The organism is Legionella rowbothamii, assembly GCF_900639985.1.
In the GTDB taxonomy this organism is placed as follows: Bacteria; Pseudomonadota; Gammaproteobacteria; order Legionellales; family Legionellaceae; genus Legionella; species Legionella rowbothamii.
The window spans coordinates 226490-250566 of the sequence record NZ_CAAAIM010000001.1 but is presented as its reverse complement, the minus strand read 5'-3'; the positions used below and the strand labels follow the sequence as shown (position 1 = coordinate 250566).

The following is a 24077-nucleotide window of genomic DNA, read 5'->3' as shown; positions in this document are numbered from 1 at the left end:
ATATTAATTATTCACCAGCTTTTTCAGTACTGCCTTCCTTCTCAACAACTTCAACAAATTCAGCGTCAGAAGAAAGTCCACCAACAGAGTTACTGTTTTTTGCATCCAAAATAGCATCGGCAATGCAACGAACATAGATGTCTACTGCACGCATAGAATCATCATTACCAGGAATAATGTAATCGATGTTTTTAGGGCTGTTATTTGTATCAACAACACCAATAACAGGGATCTTTAAGCGACGAGCTTCTTCAACAGCGATGTGTTCAAAACCAACGTCAACAATAAATAATGCATCAGGCAACCCGCCCATGTGTTCAATACCACCCAAGCCACGCTCTAATTTTTCAAGCTCACGGGTTAGCATTAAGGCTTCTTTTTTGATCATCCCTTCGAACAGTCCTTTGTCTTTCATTTCTTTTAATTCTTTCAAACGGAAGATCGACTGGCGAACAGTTTTGTAGTTAGTTAACATACCACCTAACCAACGGTGATCAACATAAGGCATGCCACAACGTTTCGCGTGTTCACGAATACTTTCTTGTGCAGCTCGTTTAGTACCAACAAAAAGGATTTTAGCTTTGTTAGAAGCCAAACGACCAACGTAGTTAACTACGTCGTTTAACATAACCATCGTTCTTTCAAGATTGATGATGTGGATCTTATTACGAGCACCAAAAATGTACTCTCCCATTTCAGGATTCCAGAAACGTGTTCTATGTCCAAAATGAGCGCCCGCTTCGAGCAATTCACGCATACTTACATTCATTATTATTTCTCCAGGGTTATGCCTCCACGTTCCCCATACGCCACCCCAAGGGACCCTAACGTACGTGCCGAAACGTGTGTGTATTTAAAAAGCGCCATATTTATAACATAAAGTGGAATATTCGGCAATCTAATACTTTAATTAAATTAACACTACTTAAAAAAAATATGATTATGAATACATACAGATACAATCCGCACCACCACATAAAAATATGGTTGAGCAATAATCGCGACCTATTTATGAATCTAGAAAATCAGATTCGTCTCAGTAAGATGCGCGAGACAAACCCATCAGATGTCATTCATTTGATTTACGATTCTTTACTCATTAATAGTAAATCAATCCAAGATTTAATGCACTACTGCCAAGAGCACCGAATTATACCTATTGACGTACGCATCGCATTCACCGGGATAGTCTCTGATAATGAGCAAAGGCTATTTCATTTTTACAATGATGAAATTACTCACTTAAATCAAGGTGGAAATCTTGCCGTTGCCAGCGATATATTAAGATGGCTATCACCATTTTATAAATTGGGAACTTACTCCGATTTTGATTATCCAATTGATACTTCTGACTTTCCAGAACTAATTGATGTTGATGCTCCCCTATTACTCAATATTGGTAGTTTAAAACTAGGGAGCAAAGAGTTTATCTTGGCAAATAACGATTTTATTGCGGTAGTTGATGCTGATGCCGCGACTCAATTGGTAGATAAAGTACATCATAACCTGTTAATGAAGTTGACACATTATGACAATGATTTTAATGAACAGGTCGAAAAACAATTTAGTGATACCTTATTAAGTCGTTATGTAATTCGACTGATGAGAAATCGACCAGAAACCCTTTATATTGCTAAATCAAAAGATCTGAAACAACAGCCTGGGCTTATTGATTCAACACCGTTGACTTCATCTCGGAGTTATAGAAATTATATTCAACAAATCATGGCGAGCAATGATTTATTTATACGTTTTAATAGGACGGGTGATGAATCATCAACAGATACCATACAAAGACTCAGAAATGAGGTAGAACAAAACCTGAATCTGGTTAAGTTTTTATTTTTTAATAAAGAATATGTAGAAACCAAACACATTCTACACTTGAATGATGATGATTTTTTAAACTATTACAGAAAAAAAGAAATTAATCTTTACCTTAAATCCATCATTGTTTGTACCACAGGACCTGTTGAAATTGCTAACGCGCTTTTTGGTAAATATGTAATGAATAGTCATGAACTTATTCATGAGGTACAACCGCTGTCATTTTACCATTATCAATTGCATAACGCATTTAAATCGCCCAACTCAATTCCATTGCATGAAAATCCATTAGGAATGATGAAGTTCCTTGGCGCTAACGAGGGTGAAGTCAATGACTCCTCGTGGTTGGAATCAGGAAAACAATTACAAGAAGCACGAATAAAAACGCTTAAAGAACAAAAAGAAGTTTTTTCTTCAAGCCTATCTCAATCGCTTTTAGATATAAAAAAAGATATAGAGACTAATCTTCAAAAAAGCAGGAATCCACTATTTAAGAAACGTAATGAAACCCAAAAGAAACTGCTTAATGAGGTATTGAATTGCTTCCATGAAGAACAAGAGTACGATTTTGATGTGGATCAATTTCAAAACATTTTGTTAAAGAAAAAAGACCAGGTTTCTCATTTACATTTCAGCCCAGCTAAACGCCTCATTCAAGGCTTACAAAAATTAAGTCACGAGGCAGTAGTGTTTGGCTTAACGGAGCAAAGAAAAATTATATTAAATGTACCTGATAAGAGAATAAGACAAAGACACTAAGTTATTAGCCTGGTTGCATGCAACCAGGTTTCTCTCATTATTTTATACAATTTCACAGTTCCCTCTTCCCAACTTCGGGCTACTTGCAACTAAGGGTTAGTTAACGTTTTATTACCAATTAATGCTGCCTCATAGACATACTATAAGCCATTAGCAATGGTAATAGCAAAACTCCATTTTTTCCTATAAAAACATACATAAAAGTTTATTGACAAGCCCATAGTTTAAACTGTAGGATCACATTTTTATCACCAGGGGTGCTAAACCAATACCCGGTTTAGCTGAGAATCACCCTTTGTACCTGCTCTGGATAATGCCAGCGAAGGAAGAGTGAATTATGTACAGTAAAAGCTTATCTTTTTTTCCAGCACCAATAACAGTTAATTTTGTTTCGTCTTTGTTGAAAACACCGCCCATTGCTCGAAACTTAGAAAAAATTTATAAACATCCTTTTAATCAACAATTATTTGACGGCACTTTAAAAGCGGATACTTTTGGCAACTTTTTACATGACGACTATATTTATCTGCATCACTATGCGTTCATATTAAAAAATATCTCCAAAAGAGCCGCTAAAGTTAATCCAAAGCTATCTCAACAACTAGACTATTTGCACAGCGACATTATTTCAGGTGAACAACGCATGCAAGAGCGGTATAAAAAGTATTTTACCCACACCGAAACATCTCAACCCGGCCTAGCCATTTCATCTTACGTGGAGTATCTTCAAGAAAAGTCTCTTGATACTGAAGAGCTTCCGGTATCGCTCTGCAGTATTTTTCCTTGTTTTTGGATTTATTATAAATTGGGGACCAAAAAATTAGCACCAAAGCAATTACTTGCAAATCCCTATAAAGACTGGATAAAGACCTATTCAAGTAACACTTTTGTTGAGGCAACCCTAACACTTGCAGATGCGATTGATACTTTAGCGCTCAAGTCGACAAAGAACACTCAGATGAAAATGAAAGCAGCCTTTGGCCAATCCGTAGAATACGAGTTGCAATTTTTTGATGAAACCCAAGAACAAATACTACGCCCATGTACACTATAAAATGCCCATGAAGAGATTAAGGTGTTGCTCTGGTTGGGAAGGCCTGCATAGGAAGTAGCTCAAGCTGTGTTTGCTGGGCTTGATAGCGCCCAGCCTACGCTTTATCCGACAAGTTGATCGCCTCCCTTACAATGCAGGCTGAGTATACCCCCCGCTATAATATTCCTGCCAATTTCGAGCCGGAGGAACAGGACAGGTTTTTGAAACCATATGCCATCCTTTCTCTCCCTGAAATTCCTTATAACATGCTGATTGGTTTGGACTATTTGCTAAGATCATAGAAGAAGTAAGCACTAATCCCGCTGCTAATGATTTGATTATCATATAGAGCTCCTTTCTGGGTTACACCAAAAATGAAATAAATAAAATCATCTTGAGTATATTATTAACACCTCGAGCATGCAAATTTGTTATCTTTTCACAATAGAGTACTTATTAGCGCAGCCTAATACGGAGGGACATCATTACTTCTTACGTGTTGCCGCGACTTTAAAATTAACTGTTACCTCATCTTTAACTGTATCGGTACTTGCCCACTCCCCTGAGCCGACACCAAAATCACTGCGTTTAATTATCGTTGAGCCCTCCACAGCCCCATGATTTTTTGGAGACTCTACAGCAGTAAACTTCAAAACTATAGGCTGAGATTTATTTTTAATGGTTAAAATACCTGCGGCGCTATAATGTTGATCATCGATTTTGCTAATTTTGTTTGATTTAAACTCCGCGGTTGGAAACGCCTTAATGTCAAACCACTCAGGAGTAATCAATATATTTGCTAAATCCGCATAGGAAACTGAGAGTGAGTCCATATTTATAATAAAATCGAGCTTAGCACTTTCAGGTTTTTCAGGATCAACCTCGATAGTTCCTTTAAATAACTTAAATGCTCCAGTTACAGGGGCATTATTTTGCGTTCCAGTAAAACTAATACTGCTTTCTGCTGGAATAATATCCCATTGGGATAATGAGCCCGCATAAACACTGGAAAAAAAAGATAAGATAAAAAATAAAAATAGTTGGCTTAATTTCATCATAGCATCCTCCTTAATATATCATCCTTATTAATAAAATGGTGTTTTAAAGCCGCAGCTGCATGCAAGCAAATCGCAGCAATCAACGCATAACCTAGCCATTGATGCATCCACTCAAATAATGCAAGTTTATGTTGATCAGGAGACACAAGATTAGGCAACGAAAATAAGCCAAAAAAAGAAGCAGGCAAGCCTGCTGCAGAGGTAATTAACCACCCCGTAATGGGCATAGCAAACATAAATCCATAAAAAATCCAATGCATGGTGTGCGCTGCGATTTTTTCTAGCCAGGGCAATGCCAATTCTGGCGTCGTATTACATAAACGCCAAATAAGACGAAACAGTGCAAGAAACAGTACTAAGAATCCATACTCCTTATGCCATCCATAAAGTTTTAATTTTTCCAGGCTAAGGGGGAGGTTTACCATGTATAAACCCAGCACTAATAAGCCAATGATTAATCCAGCAATAATCCAATGAAGCCAAATAGCAATAATACCAAAACGGGTCGCGCTATTTTTAATTTGCATTGTAATTCCTTATATTTTTAAGGAAGTGAAAGTTTGTTGAACTCCCATATTACGAATGTAGCCCCTATTAGCTCAGCGTAATACAGGATCGATGCTTGGTTGTGCGCCGATCCTATATTGGCTCAAACGGTTGGCTTAACTTTATGGCAATGAACTAGCCTCTCTTCCCAATAAAAACTTACCCTGCCTTTTTATCCTGATAAGCTTCAGCATTTATATTCAACTCAACTTCATCTCCCAGAGAAGGTAATAAAGTATTGATTCCAAAATCAGAACGTTTAATCAATGCCGTTGCAGTAAATCCTGCCGTCATTTTATTATTGATAGGATTCATGGCTGCCTTATTAAAAGTCACATGCAATACCACCGGCTTGCTCACACCATGTAGGGTTAATATACCACTAACATCCGCCTTGTTTTTACCGGTTACTTGAACTTTATCACTAACAAAGGTTGCCTTAGGAAAATGCTCTACATCAAAAAATAATTTACCTTTTAAATGCTTATCCAATTCAGGTAAACCAGTCACGATATCAGCAACATTAATATTAGCTACAACTTTACTATTCTCAGGATGATCTTTATCAATAATAAGCTGTCCTGTTGCATACCATTTGCCTGTTTGCGTTGAAAAACCCAAATGTTTAATATTCCATGCAACATAAGTATGATGGTTATCAAGGATAAGAGTCTCTGGCTCCGCTTGCAGTGTAGCAGAGAAGGTAATTAAACTTATAAATAATAAACCCCAGTGGGCAATCCTTTGTTTCATTTTCACTTCCTTATTCTGATTTAAGACTTCCACCTACAATTTTTTCACAAAGTCCTTTGGGCATAAAAAGAAACGCGTCTTTTTGCTGATCTTTAGTTGCTGAACCAGCGCATGATGCAGTAGCCGTAGAACAATCATTCATACCCATTTTAGCAATACCGTAACATTTTTCCATTGCAGGGGCTTCATTAGCATCCGTTGCATTTGCACTGCTAGTAGCAAGAACTAAAAACGCCGTCATAACTGAATGTACAAGCTTATCCTTGGTCAACATAAATCACCTCTAAGCTATTGATAGTCGTAAATATATTATTGGACAACAACTAGGACATCAAGTGGTTTTATTTGAACAAAGGGAAAATAGTAACGAAACAACTCGTGCTCCATACACTTAATCCTGAGGCTCTTCACCTTATTCACAATAGTTACAGTTTTTTCTTTGAATTTAAAAATGCTATAAATTAACTTCAGAAAAAGTACCTGCAAAGGGCAATGTTGCTAAAAGAGGAGCTTTAAGCAACGACTTTAATGTCTCTATATTTGCGGATAAAGCTAACATCTTCGGATCAATGCAATTCGCAATCCATCCGGCACACTGTATCTTATGGGCTTTTAATGCGGTTTCAGTCAACATGGCATGATTGATGCAGCCTAACTTCATTCCCACTACGAAAATTACAGGAAATTGAGTGATTTTTAAAAAATCTATCCACATTTCATGCTCATTTAGCGGAACCATTAAGCCCCCCGCTCCTTCAATAAATAACCGATCAGTGCCTGCTAAATGTAAATTAAGACAATAATCCGCGATCTCGGTAACAGATAAAGAACATCTCTCTTCCTTAGCCGCAAGATGAGGAGAAATGGGTAACTTAAAACGCCAAGGATTAATTACATCCAAACTTAAATTACTATGCTCTTGTAACGCCAAAGCATCCAAACTCACTAGCTGATTATCTAGCTCTATACAACCGCTCGCAACGGGTTTAATTGCAGCAGATCTAGAAAAATGCTTAACTAAATGTGCAGTAACATACGTTTTCCCGCAATCCGTATCAGTCCCTGTAATAAAATATCGCTTCATTTAATAAACCCTCGGAGTTCATTAAGAAATAAATCTGGATGTGATAAAAATGGCATATGCGCTGCACGATTGAAAAACACGTAATTAAAGTTAGGATATATTTCTTGCATCACTCTCATTGTCTTAACCGGGACAATAGGATCCAGGCGGCTAAACATATAACAGGCCGGACGGTCAAATTGAGTCATTTGCTCGCGAAAATCCCAAGTATCTAAGATTTCCAATCCAGATGCTAAGCCTTCTGCAGTCGGTAAACCCCCTAATTCAATTTTGAATTTAATTCTACTAGTTTGTAGCTCAATAAACTCCTTCAACGTGTTCCGTGGGGCGTGTGATAATTTACGATAAAACTCAGCAAATACCTCCCTAGCAACCCCTGGCCAGGAGTTATCTAGCAAAAAGCGTGGTGAGGAACAGATATTCATTAAATGAGTCACCCGCTGTGGAGCCTCTAACGCCAAGCGCGTGCCATACAATCCTCCCATAGACCAGCCAACAACAGCAAAATAGTCGGGTAATTGAGCTAATAAGCTTGTTTTAAAAGCAGGCCAATCCATCATAGGGCTTTGCCCAAAGCCTGGTAAATCAACGAGAATAAGCTGATACGTTGACTGTAACTCTGACACTAAAGTCACCCAAATGTGCTGGTCAAAGCCCCACCCATGGAAAAAAACCAATGGAAATCCCGAACCGTGCTTATTGAGATGTATATTCATAAATCACATTTAACTTCTTAAATAAACTATTAATCTGCTCTGGAGTATGCTCATAATTCAAAATAATACGTAATCCGGTTTCTTTTTTACCTACAGTCGGTTTACGAATCGCCAAGCAACTGATACCTTCCTTTTTGAGCTCTTGGGTATAGTGCAAGGCCAAATGCGGACATCCCAAGCGTAGTTGCTGGATGGGTGTCGATGAATCAGCCCAATCAAAAGGTGACGATTGAGCGTGCTCACGAAACAAGTTTACCAACTGCTTCAGTTTTGAGCGTCTCTCATCCGCAGCAGCAAGTACATCTAGAGTGGTTAATAACCCATAACTTAAGGCCGGGCTAATAGCTGTAGAATAAATTAATGAGCGACCTGCTTGCAATAACGCAGCAATCCAAACATGTGCCCCTGCAATCAAAGCTCCTTGTGACGCAAGTGATTTTCCAAAAGGAATAACGCGTAAAGGAACTTCTTGTTGAGTTAGTCCATGATAGGCAACCGCTCCCCTACCTTGCTCACCAATAATTCCAAAAGAATGAGCCTCATCAACCAATAGCTCAGTTTGGTTGGCTTCACATAAAGCAGAGATAGACGACAATGGCGCTATTTGCCCACTCATACTGAAAATACCTTCAGTAATTAAAGCGGAATTTGCTGAATGTTGTGATAACTTACGGGTTAAGTCCACTAGGTCATTATGAAAATATCGTGTAAAACTAACTTGTGACAAAGCTAAACCATCATAAGCCGATGCATGTAATTCTTTATCCACAAAACAATGCGCTTTTAATCGCCCAAGCAATGCAGTCATGGCAAGATTCGCAGCGTATCCTGAAGAAAATAAAATGCATTCATCTACAGCTAAGAATTGAGCAAAAGCCTGCTCCAGTGCACGATGATTTTCGTGGTAACCGCTAAGGAGCATGGATGCACCACTACCGCTAGGATAGCGAGAATATCCTAGTTGATAAGCAGCTGAAATACGCTTGTTCGTAGTCAATGATAAATAGTCATTACTGTCAAAATGAATTAATGACGAGTTATCCGATTGAAGTACGGTTCGCTGTCTCAATAAGCCTTGTTCTTTAAGTTGATTAGTATAGCTTGTTATTTTTTTGTTTAAGGACATTATTGCTCTATTTATTAAAAGAACGTAGTCGTTTTAGCGCAGCGTAATATGGGATCGAACCCTGATTTGCGCACAAATCCGGAATTACTCTACGCTTCGTCCATGCCACACTTCAAGCACCTCCCCGAACCCATACAATTTATGCTTCAGCAAGCTCAGTTAAGCCTAATTTATTAAATAACAGCTTATCTTTGGCACGTTGTGGATTATCTTCCGTTAATAACTTATCACCAATAAACACCGAGTTTGCGCCTGCAAAATAACAAAGAGCCTGCAACTCATCGCTCATTTCAGTTCGTCCCGCAGTTAAACGAATAGCACTTTTAGGCATTAATATGCGTGCAGTAGCAATGGTGCGTACTAATTCGATACCTTCAACAGGTTGGGCTTTGGCCAAGGGTGTTCCCTCAACTGGGATTAAACGATTAATTGGAACGCTTTCTGGTGGCGTATCCATATTGGCTAAAGTTAATAAAAACTCAATACGATCTTCTCGAGTTTCCCCTAAGCCTAAAATTCCCCCACAACAGACATTAATGCCCGCTTCACGAACATTATCTAAAGTTTCTAAACGCTCGCTAAATTTACGAGTAGTAACTACCTTTTCATAATAGGAGGGAGAAGTATCAATATTGTGGTTGTAGTAATCTAAGCCCGCTTCTTTTAAGCACGTAGCTTGCTCTTTATTAAGCATCCCTAGCGTCATGCATGTTTCTAAGCCTAAAGCTTTAACACCAGCAATCATTTCTTGTAATTGAGGCATTACTTTCTCTGGAGGACAACGCCAAGCAGCCCCCATGCAAAAACGTTTGGCACCACCATTTTTTGCTTCTTGCGCACTTTTTAGCACGGTATCCACCGTCATCAACTTTTCTTTTTCCACATGCGTCTGATGATGACCGCTTTGAGAACAATAACCGCAATCTTCCGGACAAGCCCCTGTTTTGATACTAAGTAAGGTTGCAAATTGCAACGCATTCGCATCATGATTTTCCCTATGGATGCTATGCGCTTGATTTAATAAATCATTAAATGATTGCTCATAAAGCGCCGTAATTTCGGATGTTGACCATTTTTTTATTTTTTGAGTCACAATTAACCCCTATTATTTGCCATAGAGGACATGATAAAGTGGCGTACAGTCTTGTCAACCAAAATTTTAAAAATGGTCAACATAGAACAATTAATTCATCGCGATTTAAAACACGTTTGGCATCCTTGTGCCCAAATGAAAGATTTTGAAGCTATCCCCCCGCTTGTTGTTGAGCGCGCGAAAGGAAGTTACCTTTATACAAATAAGGGACAGCTTATAGATGGGATTTCCAGCTGGTGGTGTAAATCTTTAGGCCACGGTCATCCTGCAATAATTGAGGCAATTACAACCCAGCTGCATCGCTTCGAGCATGTAATTGCAGCAAATACTACGCATCCCGCTTTAGTTGAACTGGCTGAAGAGTTAGCCCAGGTAACCCAAAAGCAACATATTTTCTTTGGTAGCGATGGCTCAAGTGCGGTTGAAATCGCTTTAAAACTGACAATTCATGCAAATCAAATCAAAGGCTTAAGTAATAAAAAACAATTTATTGCTCTAAAAAATGGTTATCATGGTGAAACCCTTGCCACCATGGGAACGAGCGATTTGGGTCTCTATAAAGCCCCTTACGAAGCCTACGGAGTACCCTGCCAATTTCTTGAACATATTCCTTATGTCTCAGGAAAAAATGATCCCCTCTGGAATAATTGTGAGGAGTATTGGCCTGCAACAGAAAAGCAACTAAATGCCCTTGTCGAGAAAACCTGTGCAATCATCTTTGAACCCATAGTACAAGGGGCTGGAGGTATGTTGTGTTATAGCCCTGACTTTCTAAAAAAACTGTCTCTCTGGGCCAAAGCAAACGATGTTTATCTTATTGCCGATGAAATCATGACTGGACTTTGCCGAACTGGTGAATGGTTAGCCTGCGATCATGCAGGCATTCAGCCAGACTTGATTTGCTTATCTAAAGGTTTAACATCGGGTTCAGTTCCACTGAGCTGCGTGATGATCGATAACGATATTTTTGAGCTTTTTTACAATGATTATTCTAGCGGAAATTCGTTCCTACATTCACATACGTATAGTGGCCATTCGTTAGGTGTCTGCGCTGCATTAGCCACAATAAAAGCCATGCATACAGAACAAATTATTAACCAAGCACGTTCACTTGGCGATTATATGTTTGCTTGTATGCAAGAAATTGCCCAAGTATCAGGTAAATTAACCAATGTTCGCGGTGTTGGTGCCCTGGTTGCTGCGGATTTAGAAACAACAACACCATCAAATCGTATAGGAAATAAAATATATCAGCAGGCATTAGAGCATGGTGCATTAATACGCCCTATTGGAACTACTCTCTATTGGCTTCCTCCACTAAATACGAATAAAGATATTATTGGGAATTTAGCAGAAATCACACTAAACTCTATAAAGGACGCCTATGCATAAAACATAACATTATGGACCAATTGCGGCATCCCTTTTTACACTATATTAACAGGCAGTTTACTGTGTTTTGGGGGATACTTACTCTGACAACTCTTTGTTTCTGCTCCTACATTATGTGGCAGAACCATATTGCCAAAGCCTACATTCAAGTATCAAAAGCAGCCCATGTTTCAGCATATAATCTTGATAGCTTAATAAACGAAGCCTTTTATCTCCTGCAGACCTTACCCATCTTAAAAAAAGCTAAATTAGATTGTAAAGAGGATCTTTTGCCCTATTTAGATTATATAAATATTGCTCATCCTAAAATTTTAGCAATCTCAATTAAGGATACCGACCATAACCTTTTTTGCTCCACCCTATCTTACAGTAACAGTTTTCTTATAAATGAGGATACTCCATCCCCAACTATAGTCGGCCCCTTAGAGCGTCCTACTTATAATTTTCCAATTTACTCATTAAGAAAGAACATTGGCCATTACAAAATAGAATTAATTTTTATGGCCTCGATGCTTGAAGATCTACTTAAACCAAATGGGCAAGATAATTACACGATCATTTTATATAATCAGAATAATAAAGAAAGTTTACTTAAAATATCTAAGAAGCCAAAAACATCACTGATGGATCACACTATGGCCCCTCCCCGATTTCCTTTAATTGTTAAACCGATTGTTGCCAGCGTTAATCTCCAAAACATTAAGGGAGTAAGTGTAAAATTAATTTATTCGCCTCAAATTTTATTTAGCAACTTACGAAACAGCCAAATTCTACTTACTCTTGATATTTTAATCTTGTCGGCTTTTTCATATTATTTATTAAAAAATTTAATTCATGTACGAACCTCATTACTATGGTCGATAAGAAAAGCCATCAAACGCAGACTGTTTTATCCAGTATATCAACCCATTTTTAACGTTAAACTGAATCAATATTCGAGTGTAGAAGTTCTAGTAAGATGGAGGACTAAGCATGACGAAGTTATTATGCCCGACTCATTCATAATTGAGGCTGAGGAGGCAAGGTTAATTGTCCCCATCACGTTGCAAATTGTTGAAATTACCTTTAAAGAAACTCAAGATATTTTAAAATCCAGCCCTTTATTTCATTTATCCATCAATATTTGCGCAGCCCATTTTATTGATTCCGATTTTTTTGATAAGTTTTATCAATTGCAACAGGACTATTCAATTGCCTCAACTCAGATTTTACTGGAAATAACTGAACGCAACTTACTCGATGAACATAATGATATTTACCTACAAAAGATGCAAGAATTACGCAATAAAGGATTTTCATTGGCTATAGATGATTATGGGACAGGCCATGCAAGCTTAAGTTATCTACAACACTTTCCTTTTAGCTATTTAAAAATAGATAAAATATATATTCAGGCCATTGGCAGCAAAGCCATTACTGAATTACTCAACGATGCAATTATTGATTTAGCTAAAAAACTCAATTTAATTATAATTGCAGAAGGTGTTGAAACGAAAGAACAAGTAAATTATTTGCTTAAAAATGAAGTACAATTACTACAAGGATGGTATTTTTCAAAAGCTCTATCCATTGAGCAATTAAAAAAACTGCTCCAGGGAGAAAAAAAATGAATTATTATGTACGCATCTGTTTTTTATTTTTGCTCAGTTTTTCTTTTTCAGCATTTGCACAACTGCCGTTGGATGGGAACTATTGGCAATGTACAACTTATGATGCAAGTGGCAAACCATGGATTGCTGCGAGCACTTATCGAAAAGTCGCTGTAAATTTTGCCTTTGACATGTGTAAAAAAGGAAGTGCGAGCCCAGCTACCTGTAAGATAAGAAGAAATAATTGTGAACGCTTCGTTCAGGGGGTAAGTGTTGAGCCTATGTGGGTATGCTCGGCCCTAGACCGAACCGCGATTGTTTGGCGCAGTAATCCTTATCCACAACGCGATGACGCCGCATTAGCAGCCAAAGATTTTTGTCGTCAAAAAAGTACGGTACCTGGAACCTGCTATGTCAATTTAATTACGTGCGTTAATAAAAATGGGTTAGATTAATGGTGTATTGTGTGGGGTTAACTGGTGGAATTGCAAGCGGCAAAAGTCTTGCAGCCGAAGTATTTTCTGAATTAGGAATAGACATTGTCAATGCAGATAACATATCGCGCGCCCTTACCCTCAAGGGCCAAGATGCCTATACTCAAATTGTTGCGCATTTTGGTTCTAAAATTTTAAATGAACATAATGAACTTAACCGTAAAGCATTAAGAGCAATTATCTTCAGCGATCCCAAAGAACGCACATGGCTTGAACAACTTCTACATCCGCTCATTCGGCAAAAAATTAAAGAGCAAGTTGAATTAAGTACTACACCTTATTGCATTGTAGAAATTCCTTTACTAATCGATAAAAAAAACTACCCTTATATTAACCGTGTTTTATTAATTCAAGCACCCAAACACATACAAATAGAACGTCTCATGCAGCGAGATAACTGCGATCATAAGCAAGCCCTATCAATTTTGGCAGCACAGCCTGATGTAAGTCTACGTTTAAAAAACGCAGATGATATTGTTATTAATGACTCAGGCGTTGATAAATTAAAAACAGCGATTATTGCCCTACATCATCAATACCTCCTAAAAACGTAACCTGGATGGACATTACATCAGCATTGTTTTTTATTTTTCATCACCGCAAAAAACTTAATTAAATCATCCAAATCATTTTCAGATAAGGATATAGGATCTGAACCACTCATCCTTCCTTTAGGCAAAACACGAACTGATTTTGGCTCACGAATAAACTTCTTCAACACCACTCGATCGGGATAATAATCCCATGGATTTTTATAGCAATTTAAATCAGGACCAATCTTGCTTTTTCCCATGCGATTCATCGCATGGCATCCTTCACAGTGACTAATGTATATCTTATGACCATTAATGATCGATCTATCCGTGGTTTTAGGTGCTGGAAGCACATTTTTATAATCATGGCCATTGGTAATTTTTATAGCAACTACACCCCATGCCCAATATTCATTAGAGATGTATGATCGTTCAGGATAAAGCCAAATAATTTCATAAGGTCCAGCCGTAGTTCCAGTATGATTATCAATTACTGGCCATTTAGACATAGGTTCGATTGCTAGCACCCCAATGGATGATTGTTTAGTACAATCCATAATTTTCTGTATCGGTACATAGACATGAAAATCATCTTTGGCGATAAACTCAATAACTTCATTACCCTGGACAACATAAGGCTTAAGGAGTTTACATAAGGGGATACCTTTATGAGACATTATTTGATTAGGATACGCGCGATCATTGTTAATTGTTACACGGGTGAGTTCTGAATGAGCAAGCAAAGCAGCTCGGTCTAAAATAATTGTTTTATCTGGGGTGATAATACGTAATTGAGATTCTTGCTTTGTATATGCTACAGCCGTAAAGCAAATGCAGGTGATTAATAAAATATAATATTTCAATCCGTTCACACAAACTCCTTGGTTTTAATCAAGGTCAGCGTTACAAAAAACTATTTTGCTGTCAATTAGGGAAAACCCGAAACATTTTTATCCGCGAATATGGATATAATGTAACCACCCTCTGGAATTATTTTAGCTAGATAGGCTATGATTATTGAATAAGATCAAAGACATGAGCAGGGAATGAAGCTAGTTACATTAAATTTATGGGGTGGTCATTTAAGAATCCCCTTATTGAAATTTATAAATCATTATAAGGATGTGGACATTTTTTGCCTTCAAGAGGTCTATCACAATGCGCATCGCGTTGTCTCTCGTCAAGAACGGGAGTTAAGTTTAAATATTTTCTCTGATCTACAAAAACTACTACCTGAACATTACGCCATATTTAAACCCGCGGTGGATAACGTTTATGGCATAGCCATGTTATTAAGAAAGAACATTGATATTTTAAGTGAAGGTGAAATTAATATTCACCAGAAAAAATATCATCCCGGAATTGGCGAGAATCATCCTCGGAACATGCAATGGGTTGAATGCGAGTCCAATAATCAAACCTATTCGATTTTAAATGTGCATGGGCTTTGGAATGGCCGAGGTAAAAGCGATACCCCTGATCGAATCGAGCAATCCCTACGTATTCGCCATTTTATGGATACAATTAACACACCTAAAATAGTATGCGGTGATTTTAATTTAAGACCAAACACACAAAGTATGCATATTATTGAAGAAGGCATGACGAATCTTATCACCGTTAATAATGTACGTTCTACACGGACCAGTTATTATAAAAAAAGTGAAAAATTTGCAGACTACATCCTGACTTCGCCAGAAATAACAATTAATCAATTCGAGGTTATGAGTGAAGAGGTTTCAGACCATGCCGCTTTGTATCTTGATTTTAACTAATCACAAGCATAGGAAGGCCTCACCTACTTTCTAGACCGAACGTTCAAGTTTATAACTTAGGAATTAACTGCATTACTTCCCGATTGGCTGCAGGAAACTCATCAGGATTTAGCTCATCCTGGCAAATCCATTTCATCGCAAGCTGCCCCTCGATGCATAGAGGACTTCCAGAAAATTTTGTTACAAGGAAAATAAGCAATTGCACCGACCGCTCAGCATACTGATGCTGCACTTCACCAAGAAACTCGTGCTGAAGCACATCCAAACCTACTTCTTCCTTTATTTCTCGAATAAGCGCCTGTTCGGCAAGTTCATTAGCTTCTAATTTACCGCCAGGGAACTCCCAATACCCACCATGCGATGCATGAAGTGGGCGTTGGGTTACTAAAACGCGCTGCTGTTCATCAACAATAATGGCTACAGCAACTTTAATCACGACAAACTACCATGACAGGACTTGTATTTCTTACCTGAACCACATGGGCATGGATCATTTCGCCCTATTTTCTTCTCTTGACGTCTGAATGTCTGTGACTGAGGATTGCCACTTTCGTCATCATTGAACGACTCACCATGATTTAAACTCATTTTACTTACTTGATCTGCACGACGTTGTTCTTCAACAGCATCTACATCCGACTCACCTTGAATTTCAACTGAAGAAAGCAAACGAACCACATCGTATTTTAAAGTATCCAGCATGCTGGTAAATAAAGAAAACGCTTCCTTTTTATATTCTTGCTTTGGATCTTTCTGAGCATAACCACGTAAATGAATTCCTTGACGCAATTGATCCATTGCTGCCAAGTGTTCACGCCATTGGTTATCTAAAGTTTGTAAAATTACCGATTTTTCAAACTGCGACATAACCGGTCTACCAGCCTGTTGTACTTTTGCATCATAATGCGTTATTGCCAAATCAAGAATTTGCTCTTTAATTTGCTCAGGTTGGATGTGATGATCTTCTTCAATCCATTCAAGCAAAGGAGTTTTTAATTTAAATTCTTCAGATAAAACATCGCTTAATGCCTTAGGCTCCCACTGATCCTCTAAACTTTGTGGCGGAATATAAGTATCAACAAGATTGTTGATTACTTCTTCGCGCATCATCGTTACAACTTCTTCAGTGTCTGCCATTTCCATAATGGAAGCACGTTGGGTATAAATGACTTGTCGTTGATCATTAGCCACATTATCGTAATCCAACAGCTGCTTTCTGACATCAAAATGATGTCCTTCTAATTTACGTTGAGCATTTTCAATCGCCTTAGTCACCAAGCTGTGTTCTATCGGCTCTCCAGGCTTCATTCCCAAACGTCTCATCATCGATGCAACACGCTCTGAAGCAAAAATACGCATCAAATTATCTTCAAGTGATAGATAGAAACGGCTGCTTCCTACATCACCTTGACGGCCAGAACGACCACGTAGCTGATTATCAATACGGCGTGATTCATGACGCTCAGAACCGATAATTCTTAAACCACCAGCCGCAAGCACTTCTTCATGACGTTTTTGCCATACACGTTTCACTTCCTCTTTTTCTTCAGCAGTAGCAGTTTCAGGCAATTGTGCTAAATCAGCAGATAAGCTTCCTCCAAGCACGATGTCTGTTCCACGGCCAGCCATATTCGTAGCAATGGTTACCGCTCCAGGACGTCCCGCTTCAGCAATAATTTGGGCTTCTTTTTCATGAAACTTAGCATTCAAGACTTGATGCTTAATTTTCGCTTTATTAAGCAATTGGCTTAAGAACTCTGAAGCTTCAATTGATGCAGTACCAACGAGAACCGGTTGTTTACGCTCCACACAAGCACGTACGTCATCAATAACCGCTTGGAACTTATCCTCTTGATTTAAGTAAACCAAATCAGCTTCGTCTTTACGCATCATAGGCTTATTCGTTGGAATAACCACAACATCAAGGTTATAAATTTGTTGTAATTCATAAGCTTCTGTATCTGCTGTACCCGTCATTCCAGATAATTTGTTGTACATACGGAAAAAATTCTGGAACGTGATGGATGCTAAAGTTTGGTTCTCATTTTGAATTCTTACACCTTCTTTTGCTTCCACTGCCTGATGCAAGCCTTCAGACCATCTACGGCCTGGCATAGTACGTCCAGTGTGCTCGTCAACAATAACTACTTGGTTATCACTAACAATGTAATCGATATCACGATGGAACATGGAGTGCGCTTTTAAAGCAGCGTTCACATGGTGCATCAACATAATATTGCTGGCGTGATACAAACTCTCGCCTTGATCCAACAAGCCGGCTTTAAGTAATAACTCTTCAATATGCTGATGACCCGCATCCGTTAAATGCGCCTGTTTTTGTTTTTCATCAATCGTGTAATCACCATCACCTACCTCTTCACTTTCTTGCTTTTTCAGGTTAGGAATTAGTTTATTAATTTTAATATAAAGCTCAGAACTGTCTTCAGCAGCACCAGAAATAATTAAAGGAGTGCGAGCTTCATCAATAAGAATAGAGTCTACCTCATCCACGATAGCAAAATTAAGCTCTCGTTGAACTTTATCAGTCAGACTAAAAGCCATATTATCGCGTAGGTAATCAAAACCGTATTCATTATTAGTTCCATACACGATATCACAACGATATGCTGCTTGCTTCTCACTATGAGACATATCTGGGTAAATTACCCCAATAGTCAAACCTAAAAACTCAAATATAGGACGCATCCACTGACTATCGCGCTTAGCTAGGTAATCGTTCACCGTTACCACATGTACACCATGACCAGTAATGGCATTTAAATAGGCTGGTAATGTTGCAACAAGTGTTTTACCTTCTCCGGTACGCATTTCGGCAATATTTCCTTCATGCAATACCATTCCACCGATTAATTGCACGTCAAAGTGACGTAATCCCAGAGTACGTACAGATACTTCTCGGACCGTAGCAAAGGCCTCAGCTAATAACTCATCAAGACTTTCTCCGTCATTAAAACGGGCTTTAAATTGTGCGGTTTTTCCTGCTAACTCGGCATCGGTCAGGGCTTGCATCTGTGATTCAAACGCATTAATAGCCATTACTGCCTTTTCCATACGCCGCAATGTACGCTCATTTCGGCTTCCAAACATTTTCTTGATCAACGTATTCAGCATGGCCTAAACAATCCTCTGAAGGTTTTAAATAATAAATGTGTTAATGTACTAAAAATTAGAAGAAAATACTATGAATAACATCAGAGTCTGCTGACATTTCGCTAGTTTGATCCCAAATGGAGCGATTTTCGAGCACAGAAGCGTAAATTAGGCACATCATCTCGGGCTCTCCTCATGATGGCACTAATAATCCCTCATTCTGGAGATCCTTCGCCGTCAACGCCTCAGGATGGCATGCAGACGGCAACCGCCTCTTCTATCTCTAATAAATAATGGCTTATTTGCTCTAAAAGAGATAAGTCTTTAGTTTGTAGCAAATGCATTAATGTTTTTTTCCACTGACTCGCCCCAGGTAAGCCAAAAGCCAAATTAAATATTGGTTTTACCAATAAACTTAGAGCGGTACCTTGGTGATATTCTGCAAGCAAATAATCTTTGTACTGGCTAAATAACTGACTACGCAATAACATTGGGCTTTGTGGATAAAGTGCATTGTGGATGCTGGCTATTTGATAAGGATTATCACAAGCTAGGCGCCCTAACATCACACCATCTACATGCTCAAGATGTTCTTTGATTTCTTGGTAGCTTTTAATATTGCCATTAATGACCACTGGAATATGAGGGATTTCTTTTCTTATTTTATAAACAAAATCGTAATTAACCGGGGGAATTGTGCGATTTTGTTTTGGACTCAGGCCATTAAGCCAGGCTTTTCGCGCGTGCACAATAATTTTTTGACTGCCCGCATCAACCAATTGATGCACGAAATCACTAAAAAACTCGTAACTGTCTTGGTGGTCAATCCCAATCCTCGTTTTTGCAGTAACTGGGATTGTCACTGCATCGCACATCGCTTTGATGCAATCAACGACCCGCTCAGGCTGAGTCATTAAACAAGCGCCAAAATGCCCTGCTTTTACTTTATCACTAGGACATCCCAAATTAATATTAATCTCATCATACCCTTCTGCTTGCGCTAATCTAGCTGAAAACGCTAAAGCCTGTGGATCAGAACCCCCAAGTTGTAATGCTATCGGATGTTCTTGTTCTTTAAATGGTAAAGAGCGTTGAGGGTTATTTTGAATTGCTCCAGTAGTCTGCATTTCAGTATATAAAAGAGAATGAGGCGCCAGGATACGCATGAATATGCGAAAATGACTGTAAGTCCAGTCGATCATGGGGGCAATTGCCAAAGATGAAAACAGTGTGTCCGATGTCATTGCAGGCTAGTAAAAAAAAGAAGTAATTATACCTTAATAATCGATTATTGTACAAAATTATAACCATAGCCTGGTCGCTAGAAATTAATGACACTAGGTATATTTGGCGAAGATAAGTATTGGCTTGACCACAGTAATGCGAGCGTACCTGTAATTAATCATTGATTGGACACATTCATCGCTTGAACCATCAGCTGTAAACGCGATCTCCCCTGATAAAAATTAATATCCAATTTATAAGCCATATGAACAAACTTGGCTCGGTGATTTGGCCATGCGTTTAAATCCACATTAAAAGCAATTGCATCAACCTGTTGCCCGCCTTGATTAGAAACCAAGGTCATTTTTAGATGATTCTTGCCAACAAGACGTTGATCTAAAATTTCAAAAATATTATCAAAAACCGGTTCGGAAAATTGCTGTCCCCAAGGTCCTGCCTGTTGAATTAATTGTGCAGTTTCTAAGTTCATTTCATCTGGAGCTAATGGACCATCCGTGAGTAGCTCACCTTCACATTGAGATAAATCAAGATGCTTTCCTACTTCAGCAACTAAGGCATCACGAAAAGCGTTTAAAGCCTGCGGATGAATACTTAAACCAGCGGCCATGGCATGGCCACCAAATTTAATAATCAATCCTGGATGGTCTCGATCAATCGCTGCTAACACATCACGAATGTTCAAATCAGGCACTGAACGAGCAGAGCCTTTTAACTCACTATCACCTACCTCGGCAAAGGCAATAACAGGTCGGTGATAGCGCTCTTTCATTCGTCCAGCCAAAATACCAATAACCCCTTGGTGCCAAGTTTTATCAAAAAGGCATAACGCAATTGGTAAATGATTGCCTTTATAATCATTACTCACAGACAGTTTGTCCAAGGCCAACATGGCTTGCTCTTTCATTTCCGTTTCGATTTGCTTGCGTTCTTGATTTAATTCATCCAATTGCTGGCTATAATTTCTGGCTTGCTGAAAATCTGAGGAAATCAAACACTCAATTCCCAAAGCCATATCATCAAGTCTTCCTGCTGCATTTAATCGAGGGGCAATAGCAAAACCTAAGTCAGACTCTCGTAATCGCGAACATTCACGTCCAGCAACTTCGATCAAGGCTTTAATTCCATCTCTGCAATTTCCCTGGCGAATACGTGCCATCCCTTGATTCACCATAATCCGGTTGTTTTGATCCAAACCTACGACGTCAGCAACGGTACCTAAAGCAACCAAGTCGAGAAAACTTGCCATGTTAGGCTCGGCAATTTGCTTTTCAGCAAACCAGCCCGCATTCACCAAATGTCGACGTAAAGCGAGCATGACGTAAAAAATTACCCCTACACCAGCAATAGACTTACTGGGAAAGGCACAGCCTTTTTGATTGGGATTAACAATAGCACAGGCATCAGGAGTTTTATCTGCTGGCAAATGATGATCGGTGACTAAAACATCAATCCCTAATTGATTCGCTTTTTCTACCCCATCAAAACTGGCAATTCCATTATCCACGGTAATAATTAAATTCGGACGCCATTTGCTCGCAACTTCCACAATTTGTGGTGTTAGCCCATAACCAAACTCAAAGCGATTGGGGACTAAATAATCAATAAACTGAGCCCCCATAGCGCGCAAAGCCGTAATGGCGACAGCAGTTGATGTAGCCCCATCGGCATCGAAATCCCCAATAATCAAAATGCGCTGCTGTTCACGCAAAGCTTTTTCCAAACGTAAGCATGCCCCATCAATCCCCTTTAACAAATTAAAAGGCAGCAAGGTTTGTAATTGTTTATCCAACTGAGCGATATCGGTAATCCCTCGTGTCGCATAGATTCTTTTTAGCACCTCAGGTATATTGGGTAAGTTTAAAGGATGTTCTGGTTGAGCACGACGCTTAATTAGCATGAATCAATTTTCTCCATAGGCGAGTAAACCAGTTATCGGAATAACTGCTGTAAGCGGCATTATTCCAATACCATTGAACTGATCGCTTTGTTAATTCCTCTTGATGTGATTGACTAAGCGTGGAATATTCACTAATCAATACGATCTCGTATTCTTTGAGGTTTACTTCAGGACTATATAAAATAACGTTTGTGCTGCATTGTTTTGCTAAAGGGAAAAAAGCAGCATCAGCACAAATTGCTGTTGTTTTGGGTTCTTTAAGTTTTGCATTGCCCCAAGGCCATAATCCATTAGCAGCAAACGAATTGGGTTTTGATGCAAAAAGCATTTGCGACTCAGTAACAAAACGTTGCCAAAATAAGCTTTTGTCTAATTGTGCCAACTCCGGCATCAATGATTTATTCACTAATTGATAGACAGGTTTTGCTTTAAGTACGCGCTTTTTATGGTCTTGGAGAAGCCAAGTTTCCGCATCATGATAATGTAAAGTAATATCTTCTTCGACGAAATAGTTGGCAAAAAGCTCAAACCAAAGCTTAGTTTCGGACTCTTGGAGTTCTAAGCCTTTTCCTGCCGCTAAAATCAATGCGTCGTTATGGCTGGCTTGCCAATAAACTGGGCTAACAATTAGCCAATCCCCATCAAGTTGATGAACCTTTCGTAGCAAGTCTCCAAAAGGTGGATCGGCTGGATCATAACCCAGACAGCATAATAAATTAAGTAATGCAGTTCCTTCTGAGCTTAATGGTTTTACTCCTTCAGGAATAGAACTACACTCAGAATTAATAACAAGGTGCATGTAATGTCTCTTACTAAAACGTTAGGCGCTTATTAATCCATCTCGGCGAAACATCGCTTTTAAGTTCCGTAAAGCTTGGCGTGTGCGATCTTTGTTTTCAATCAGGCCGAAACGGACAAAACCATCACCTTGCTGGCCGAAACCAATACCTGGTGATACAGCGACTTGCGCCTCTTTAAGTAAGTATTTGCTAAACTCTAAGGATCCCATGGATGCATAATGAGCAGGAATCGGTGCCCAGACAAACATCGTTGCTTTGGGTTTAGTGACTTCCCAACCGATTGCATTCAATCCTTCACAAAGCACATCACGGCGCCTTTCATAAAGGGCTCTAATTTCTTCAACACAATCATCAGAGCCTTCTAAAGCAGCAATTGCAGCAACCTGGATTGGAGTAAATGTACCATAATCTAAATAGGATTTAATGCGTGTTAATGCACCGACCAGCTCTGTATTACCACAAGCAAAACCAACGCGCCACCCAGGCATATTATATGATTTAGACATTGAATAGGTTTCTATAGCAATGTCGGTTGCTCCTGGTACTTGTAATATCGAAGGGGCTTTATATCCATCAAAAACGATATCAGCATAAGCAATATCATGGATAATCCAAATCCCATGCTTTTTACCAAGTTCAATGACTTTCTCAAAAAACGGGTAGTCAACACAATGGGTGCTAGGGTTTGCAGGAAAATTGATTACTAGCGCTTTAGGTTTTGGCCAACTACTGTTAATCGTCTCTTCAACTGACTCTAAAAACTGAATTTCATCAATTAATGGAATTTGCTTTACGTTGGCACCGGCGATTATGAACCCATAAGTATGAATTGGATAGGCAGGATCAGGAACTAACACGGTATCACCAGGTCCACTAATCGCTAAAGCTAAATGTGCCAGCCCTTCTTTAGAACCAATAGTTGCTAAAATTTGAGTTTCACTATCTAAATGAACATCATAATTACGATGATACCAGGATGCCATTGCCCGTCTTAATCGCGGTATTCCTTTGGACATAGAATAACGATGCGTATCTGGTCTTTGCACTACTTCAATTAGTTTGTTCACAATATGAGGTGGTGTGGGTTGATCTGGATTTCCCATGCCAAAATCAATAATATCCTCTCCGCGCGCTCGTGCTTCCATTTTTAATTGGGTCATCGTATTAAAAACATAAGGTGGTAACCGTTTAATGCGGGGAAATTGACTCATAATATCGACCTCTGTAGTATACTCGTAGCCACTAT

The 24077-nt window shown here is 38.9% G+C and carries 24 protein-coding genes and 1 riboswitch; of the genes, 7 read left to right on the top strand and 17 right to left on the bottom strand.

The annotated features are described in order from the left end of the window. Positions 1 to 7: 7 nt before the first annotated feature. A complete protein-coding gene (gene rpsB / locus E1P08_RS01065; protein ID WP_133135174.1) occupies positions 8 to 772 on the bottom strand; it encodes a 30S ribosomal protein S2 in 765 nt (254 codons plus the stop codon). 164 nt (positions 773 to 936) lie between these two features. Here rpsB and E1P08_RS01060 point away from each other — a divergent pair, with 164 nt between their 5' ends. Together E1P08_RS01060 and E1P08_RS01055 are read left to right on the top strand one after the other, a co-directional pair. Beyond that, positions 937 to 2586 (top strand): glycosyltransferase family 88 protein, encoded by a 1650-nt coding sequence (locus tag E1P08_RS01060; protein WP_341272474.1) that lies wholly within the window; start codon positions 937 to 939, stop codon positions 2584 to 2586. A gap of 243 nt (positions 2587 to 2829) precedes the next feature. Then, positions 2830 to 2932: riboswitch (TPP riboswitch) on the top strand. After that, on the top strand, positions 2924 to 3640 hold the full coding sequence (locus E1P08_RS01055; RefSeq protein WP_133135172.1) for a TenA family protein: 717 nt from the start codon (positions 2924 to 2926) through the stop codon (positions 3638 to 3640). It overlaps the preceding riboswitch by 9 nt. A gap of 126 nt (positions 3641 to 3766) precedes the next feature. Here E1P08_RS01055 and E1P08_RS01050 read toward each other — a convergent pair whose 3' ends face one another. The 9 genes from E1P08_RS01050 to bioB form a co-directional block, all read right to left on the bottom strand. Next, complete coding sequence (locus E1P08_RS01050; protein WP_133135171.1) at positions 3767 to 3964, bottom strand: hypothetical protein; 198 nt, start codon at positions 3962 to 3964, stop codon at positions 3767 to 3769. Positions 3965 to 4104: 140 nt separating this feature from the next. Then, positions 4105 to 4677 (bottom strand): YceI family protein, encoded by a 573-nt coding sequence (locus tag E1P08_RS01045; RefSeq protein WP_242602333.1) that lies wholly within the window; start codon positions 4675 to 4677, stop codon positions 4105 to 4107. Then, positions 4674 to 5204, bottom strand: a complete 531-nt coding sequence (locus tag E1P08_RS01040; protein WP_133135170.1) for a cytochrome b — start codon at positions 5202 to 5204, stop codon at positions 4674 to 4676. Before E1P08_RS01040 ends, E1P08_RS01045 begins: the two co-directional genes overlap by 4 nt. 178 nt (positions 5205 to 5382) lie before the next feature. Beyond that, entirely contained in the window at positions 5383 to 5976 is a 594-nt protein-coding gene (locus tag E1P08_RS01035) for a YceI family protein (protein WP_133135169.1), read from the bottom strand. A gap of 10 nt (positions 5977 to 5986) precedes the next feature. After that, the gene (locus tag E1P08_RS01030) at positions 5987 to 6250 is read right to left on the bottom strand and encodes a BufA1 family periplasmic bufferin-type metallophore (protein WP_133135168.1); all 264 of its coding nucleotides are present in this window, start codon (positions 6248 to 6250) and stop codon (positions 5987 to 5989) included. Positions 6251 to 6430: 180 nt separating this feature from the next. Beyond that, the gene (gene bioD, locus E1P08_RS01025; RefSeq protein WP_133135167.1) at positions 6431 to 7060 is read right to left on the bottom strand and encodes a dethiobiotin synthase; all 630 of its coding nucleotides are present in this window, start codon (positions 7058 to 7060) and stop codon (positions 6431 to 6433) included. Beyond that, complete coding sequence (locus E1P08_RS01020) at positions 7057 to 7776, bottom strand: alpha/beta fold hydrolase (protein WP_133135166.1); 720 nt, start codon at positions 7774 to 7776, stop codon at positions 7057 to 7059. Before E1P08_RS01020 ends, bioD begins: the two co-directional genes overlap by 4 nt. Beyond that, positions 7757 to 8902, bottom strand: a complete 1146-nt coding sequence (locus E1P08_RS01015; protein WP_133135165.1) for an aminotransferase class I/II-fold pyridoxal phosphate-dependent enzyme — start codon at positions 8900 to 8902, stop codon at positions 7757 to 7759. Before E1P08_RS01015 ends, E1P08_RS01020 begins: the two co-directional genes overlap by 20 nt. 139 nt (positions 8903 to 9041) lie before the next feature. After that, positions 9042 to 9995, bottom strand: coding sequence for a biotin synthase BioB (bioB, locus tag E1P08_RS01010; protein ID WP_133135164.1), 954 nt, complete (start codon positions 9993 to 9995; stop codon positions 9042 to 9044). A gap of 72 nt (positions 9996 to 10067) precedes the next feature. On the opposite strand from bioB, the gene bioA reads away from it, so the two are divergent. The 4 genes from bioA (at position 10068) to coaE (ending at position 14024) form a co-directional block, all read left to right on the top strand. Further along, positions 10068 to 11387, top strand: coding sequence for an adenosylmethionine--8-amino-7-oxononanoate transaminase (bioA, locus tag E1P08_RS01005; protein ID WP_133135969.1), 1320 nt, complete (start codon positions 10068 to 10070; stop codon positions 11385 to 11387). A gap of 113 nt (positions 11388 to 11500) precedes the next feature. After that, entirely contained in the window at positions 11501 to 12997 is a 1497-nt protein-coding gene (locus E1P08_RS01000; protein WP_242602332.1) for an EAL domain-containing protein, read from the top strand. Beyond that, positions 12994 to 13431 carry a hypothetical protein gene (locus E1P08_RS00995; protein ID WP_133135162.1) on the top strand — a complete coding sequence of 146 codons (438 nt, stop codon included), beginning with the start codon at positions 12994 to 12996 and terminating at the stop codon, positions 13429 to 13431. Before E1P08_RS01000 ends, E1P08_RS00995 begins: the two co-directional genes overlap by 4 nt. Next, a complete protein-coding gene (gene coaE, locus E1P08_RS00990; protein WP_133135161.1) occupies positions 13431 to 14024 on the top strand; it encodes a dephospho-CoA kinase in 594 nt (197 codons plus the stop codon). The genes E1P08_RS00995 and coaE overlap by 1 nt, the downstream gene beginning before the upstream one ends. A 17-nt stretch (positions 14025 to 14041) precedes the next feature. Here coaE and E1P08_RS00985 read toward each other — a convergent pair whose 3' ends face one another. After that, a complete protein-coding gene (locus E1P08_RS00985) occupies positions 14042 to 14875 on the bottom strand; it encodes a c-type cytochrome (protein WP_133135160.1) in 834 nt (277 codons plus the stop codon). Positions 14876 to 15049: 174 nt separating this feature from the next. On the opposite strand from E1P08_RS00985, the gene E1P08_RS00980 reads away from it, so the two are divergent. Then, a complete protein-coding gene (locus E1P08_RS00980) occupies positions 15050 to 15778 on the top strand; it encodes an endonuclease/exonuclease/phosphatase family protein (RefSeq protein WP_133135159.1) in 729 nt (242 codons plus the stop codon). A gap of 49 nt (positions 15779 to 15827) precedes the next feature. Here the strand turns inward: E1P08_RS00980 and mutT are convergent, their stop codons facing one another. The 6 genes from mutT to alaC all read right to left on the bottom strand — a co-directional run bounded on the left by mutT (position 15828) and on the right by alaC (position 24042). Next, entirely contained in the window at positions 15828 to 16211 is a 384-nt protein-coding gene (gene mutT, locus E1P08_RS00975; RefSeq protein WP_133135968.1) for an 8-oxo-dGTP diphosphatase MutT, read from the bottom strand. Then, on the bottom strand, positions 16211 to 18910 hold the full coding sequence (gene secA, locus E1P08_RS00970) for a preprotein translocase subunit SecA (RefSeq protein WP_133135158.1): 2700 nt from the start codon (positions 18908 to 18910) through the stop codon (positions 16211 to 16213). Before secA ends, mutT begins: the two co-directional genes overlap by 1 nt. Before the next feature lie 224 nt (positions 18911 to 19134). Beyond that, entirely contained in the window at positions 19135 to 20133 is a 999-nt protein-coding gene (dusA, locus tag E1P08_RS00965; RefSeq protein WP_133135157.1) for a tRNA dihydrouridine(20/20a) synthase DusA, read from the bottom strand. 158 nt (positions 20134 to 20291) lie between these two features. Then, positions 20292 to 22031, bottom strand: a complete 1740-nt coding sequence (gene recJ / locus E1P08_RS00960) for a single-stranded-DNA-specific exonuclease RecJ (protein ID WP_133135156.1) — start codon at positions 22029 to 22031, stop codon at positions 20292 to 20294. Then, positions 22021 to 22830, bottom strand: coding sequence for a hypothetical protein (locus tag E1P08_RS00955; RefSeq protein WP_133135155.1), 810 nt, complete (start codon positions 22828 to 22830; stop codon positions 22021 to 22023). Before E1P08_RS00955 ends, recJ begins: the two co-directional genes overlap by 11 nt. Before the next feature lie 21 nt (positions 22831 to 22851). Continuing rightward, positions 22852 to 24042: an alanine transaminase gene (gene alaC / locus E1P08_RS00950; RefSeq protein WP_133135154.1), complete on the bottom strand. Its 1191-nt coding sequence runs from the start codon at positions 24040 to 24042 to the stop codon at positions 22852 to 22854. Positions 24043 to 24077: the final 35 nt, after the last annotated feature.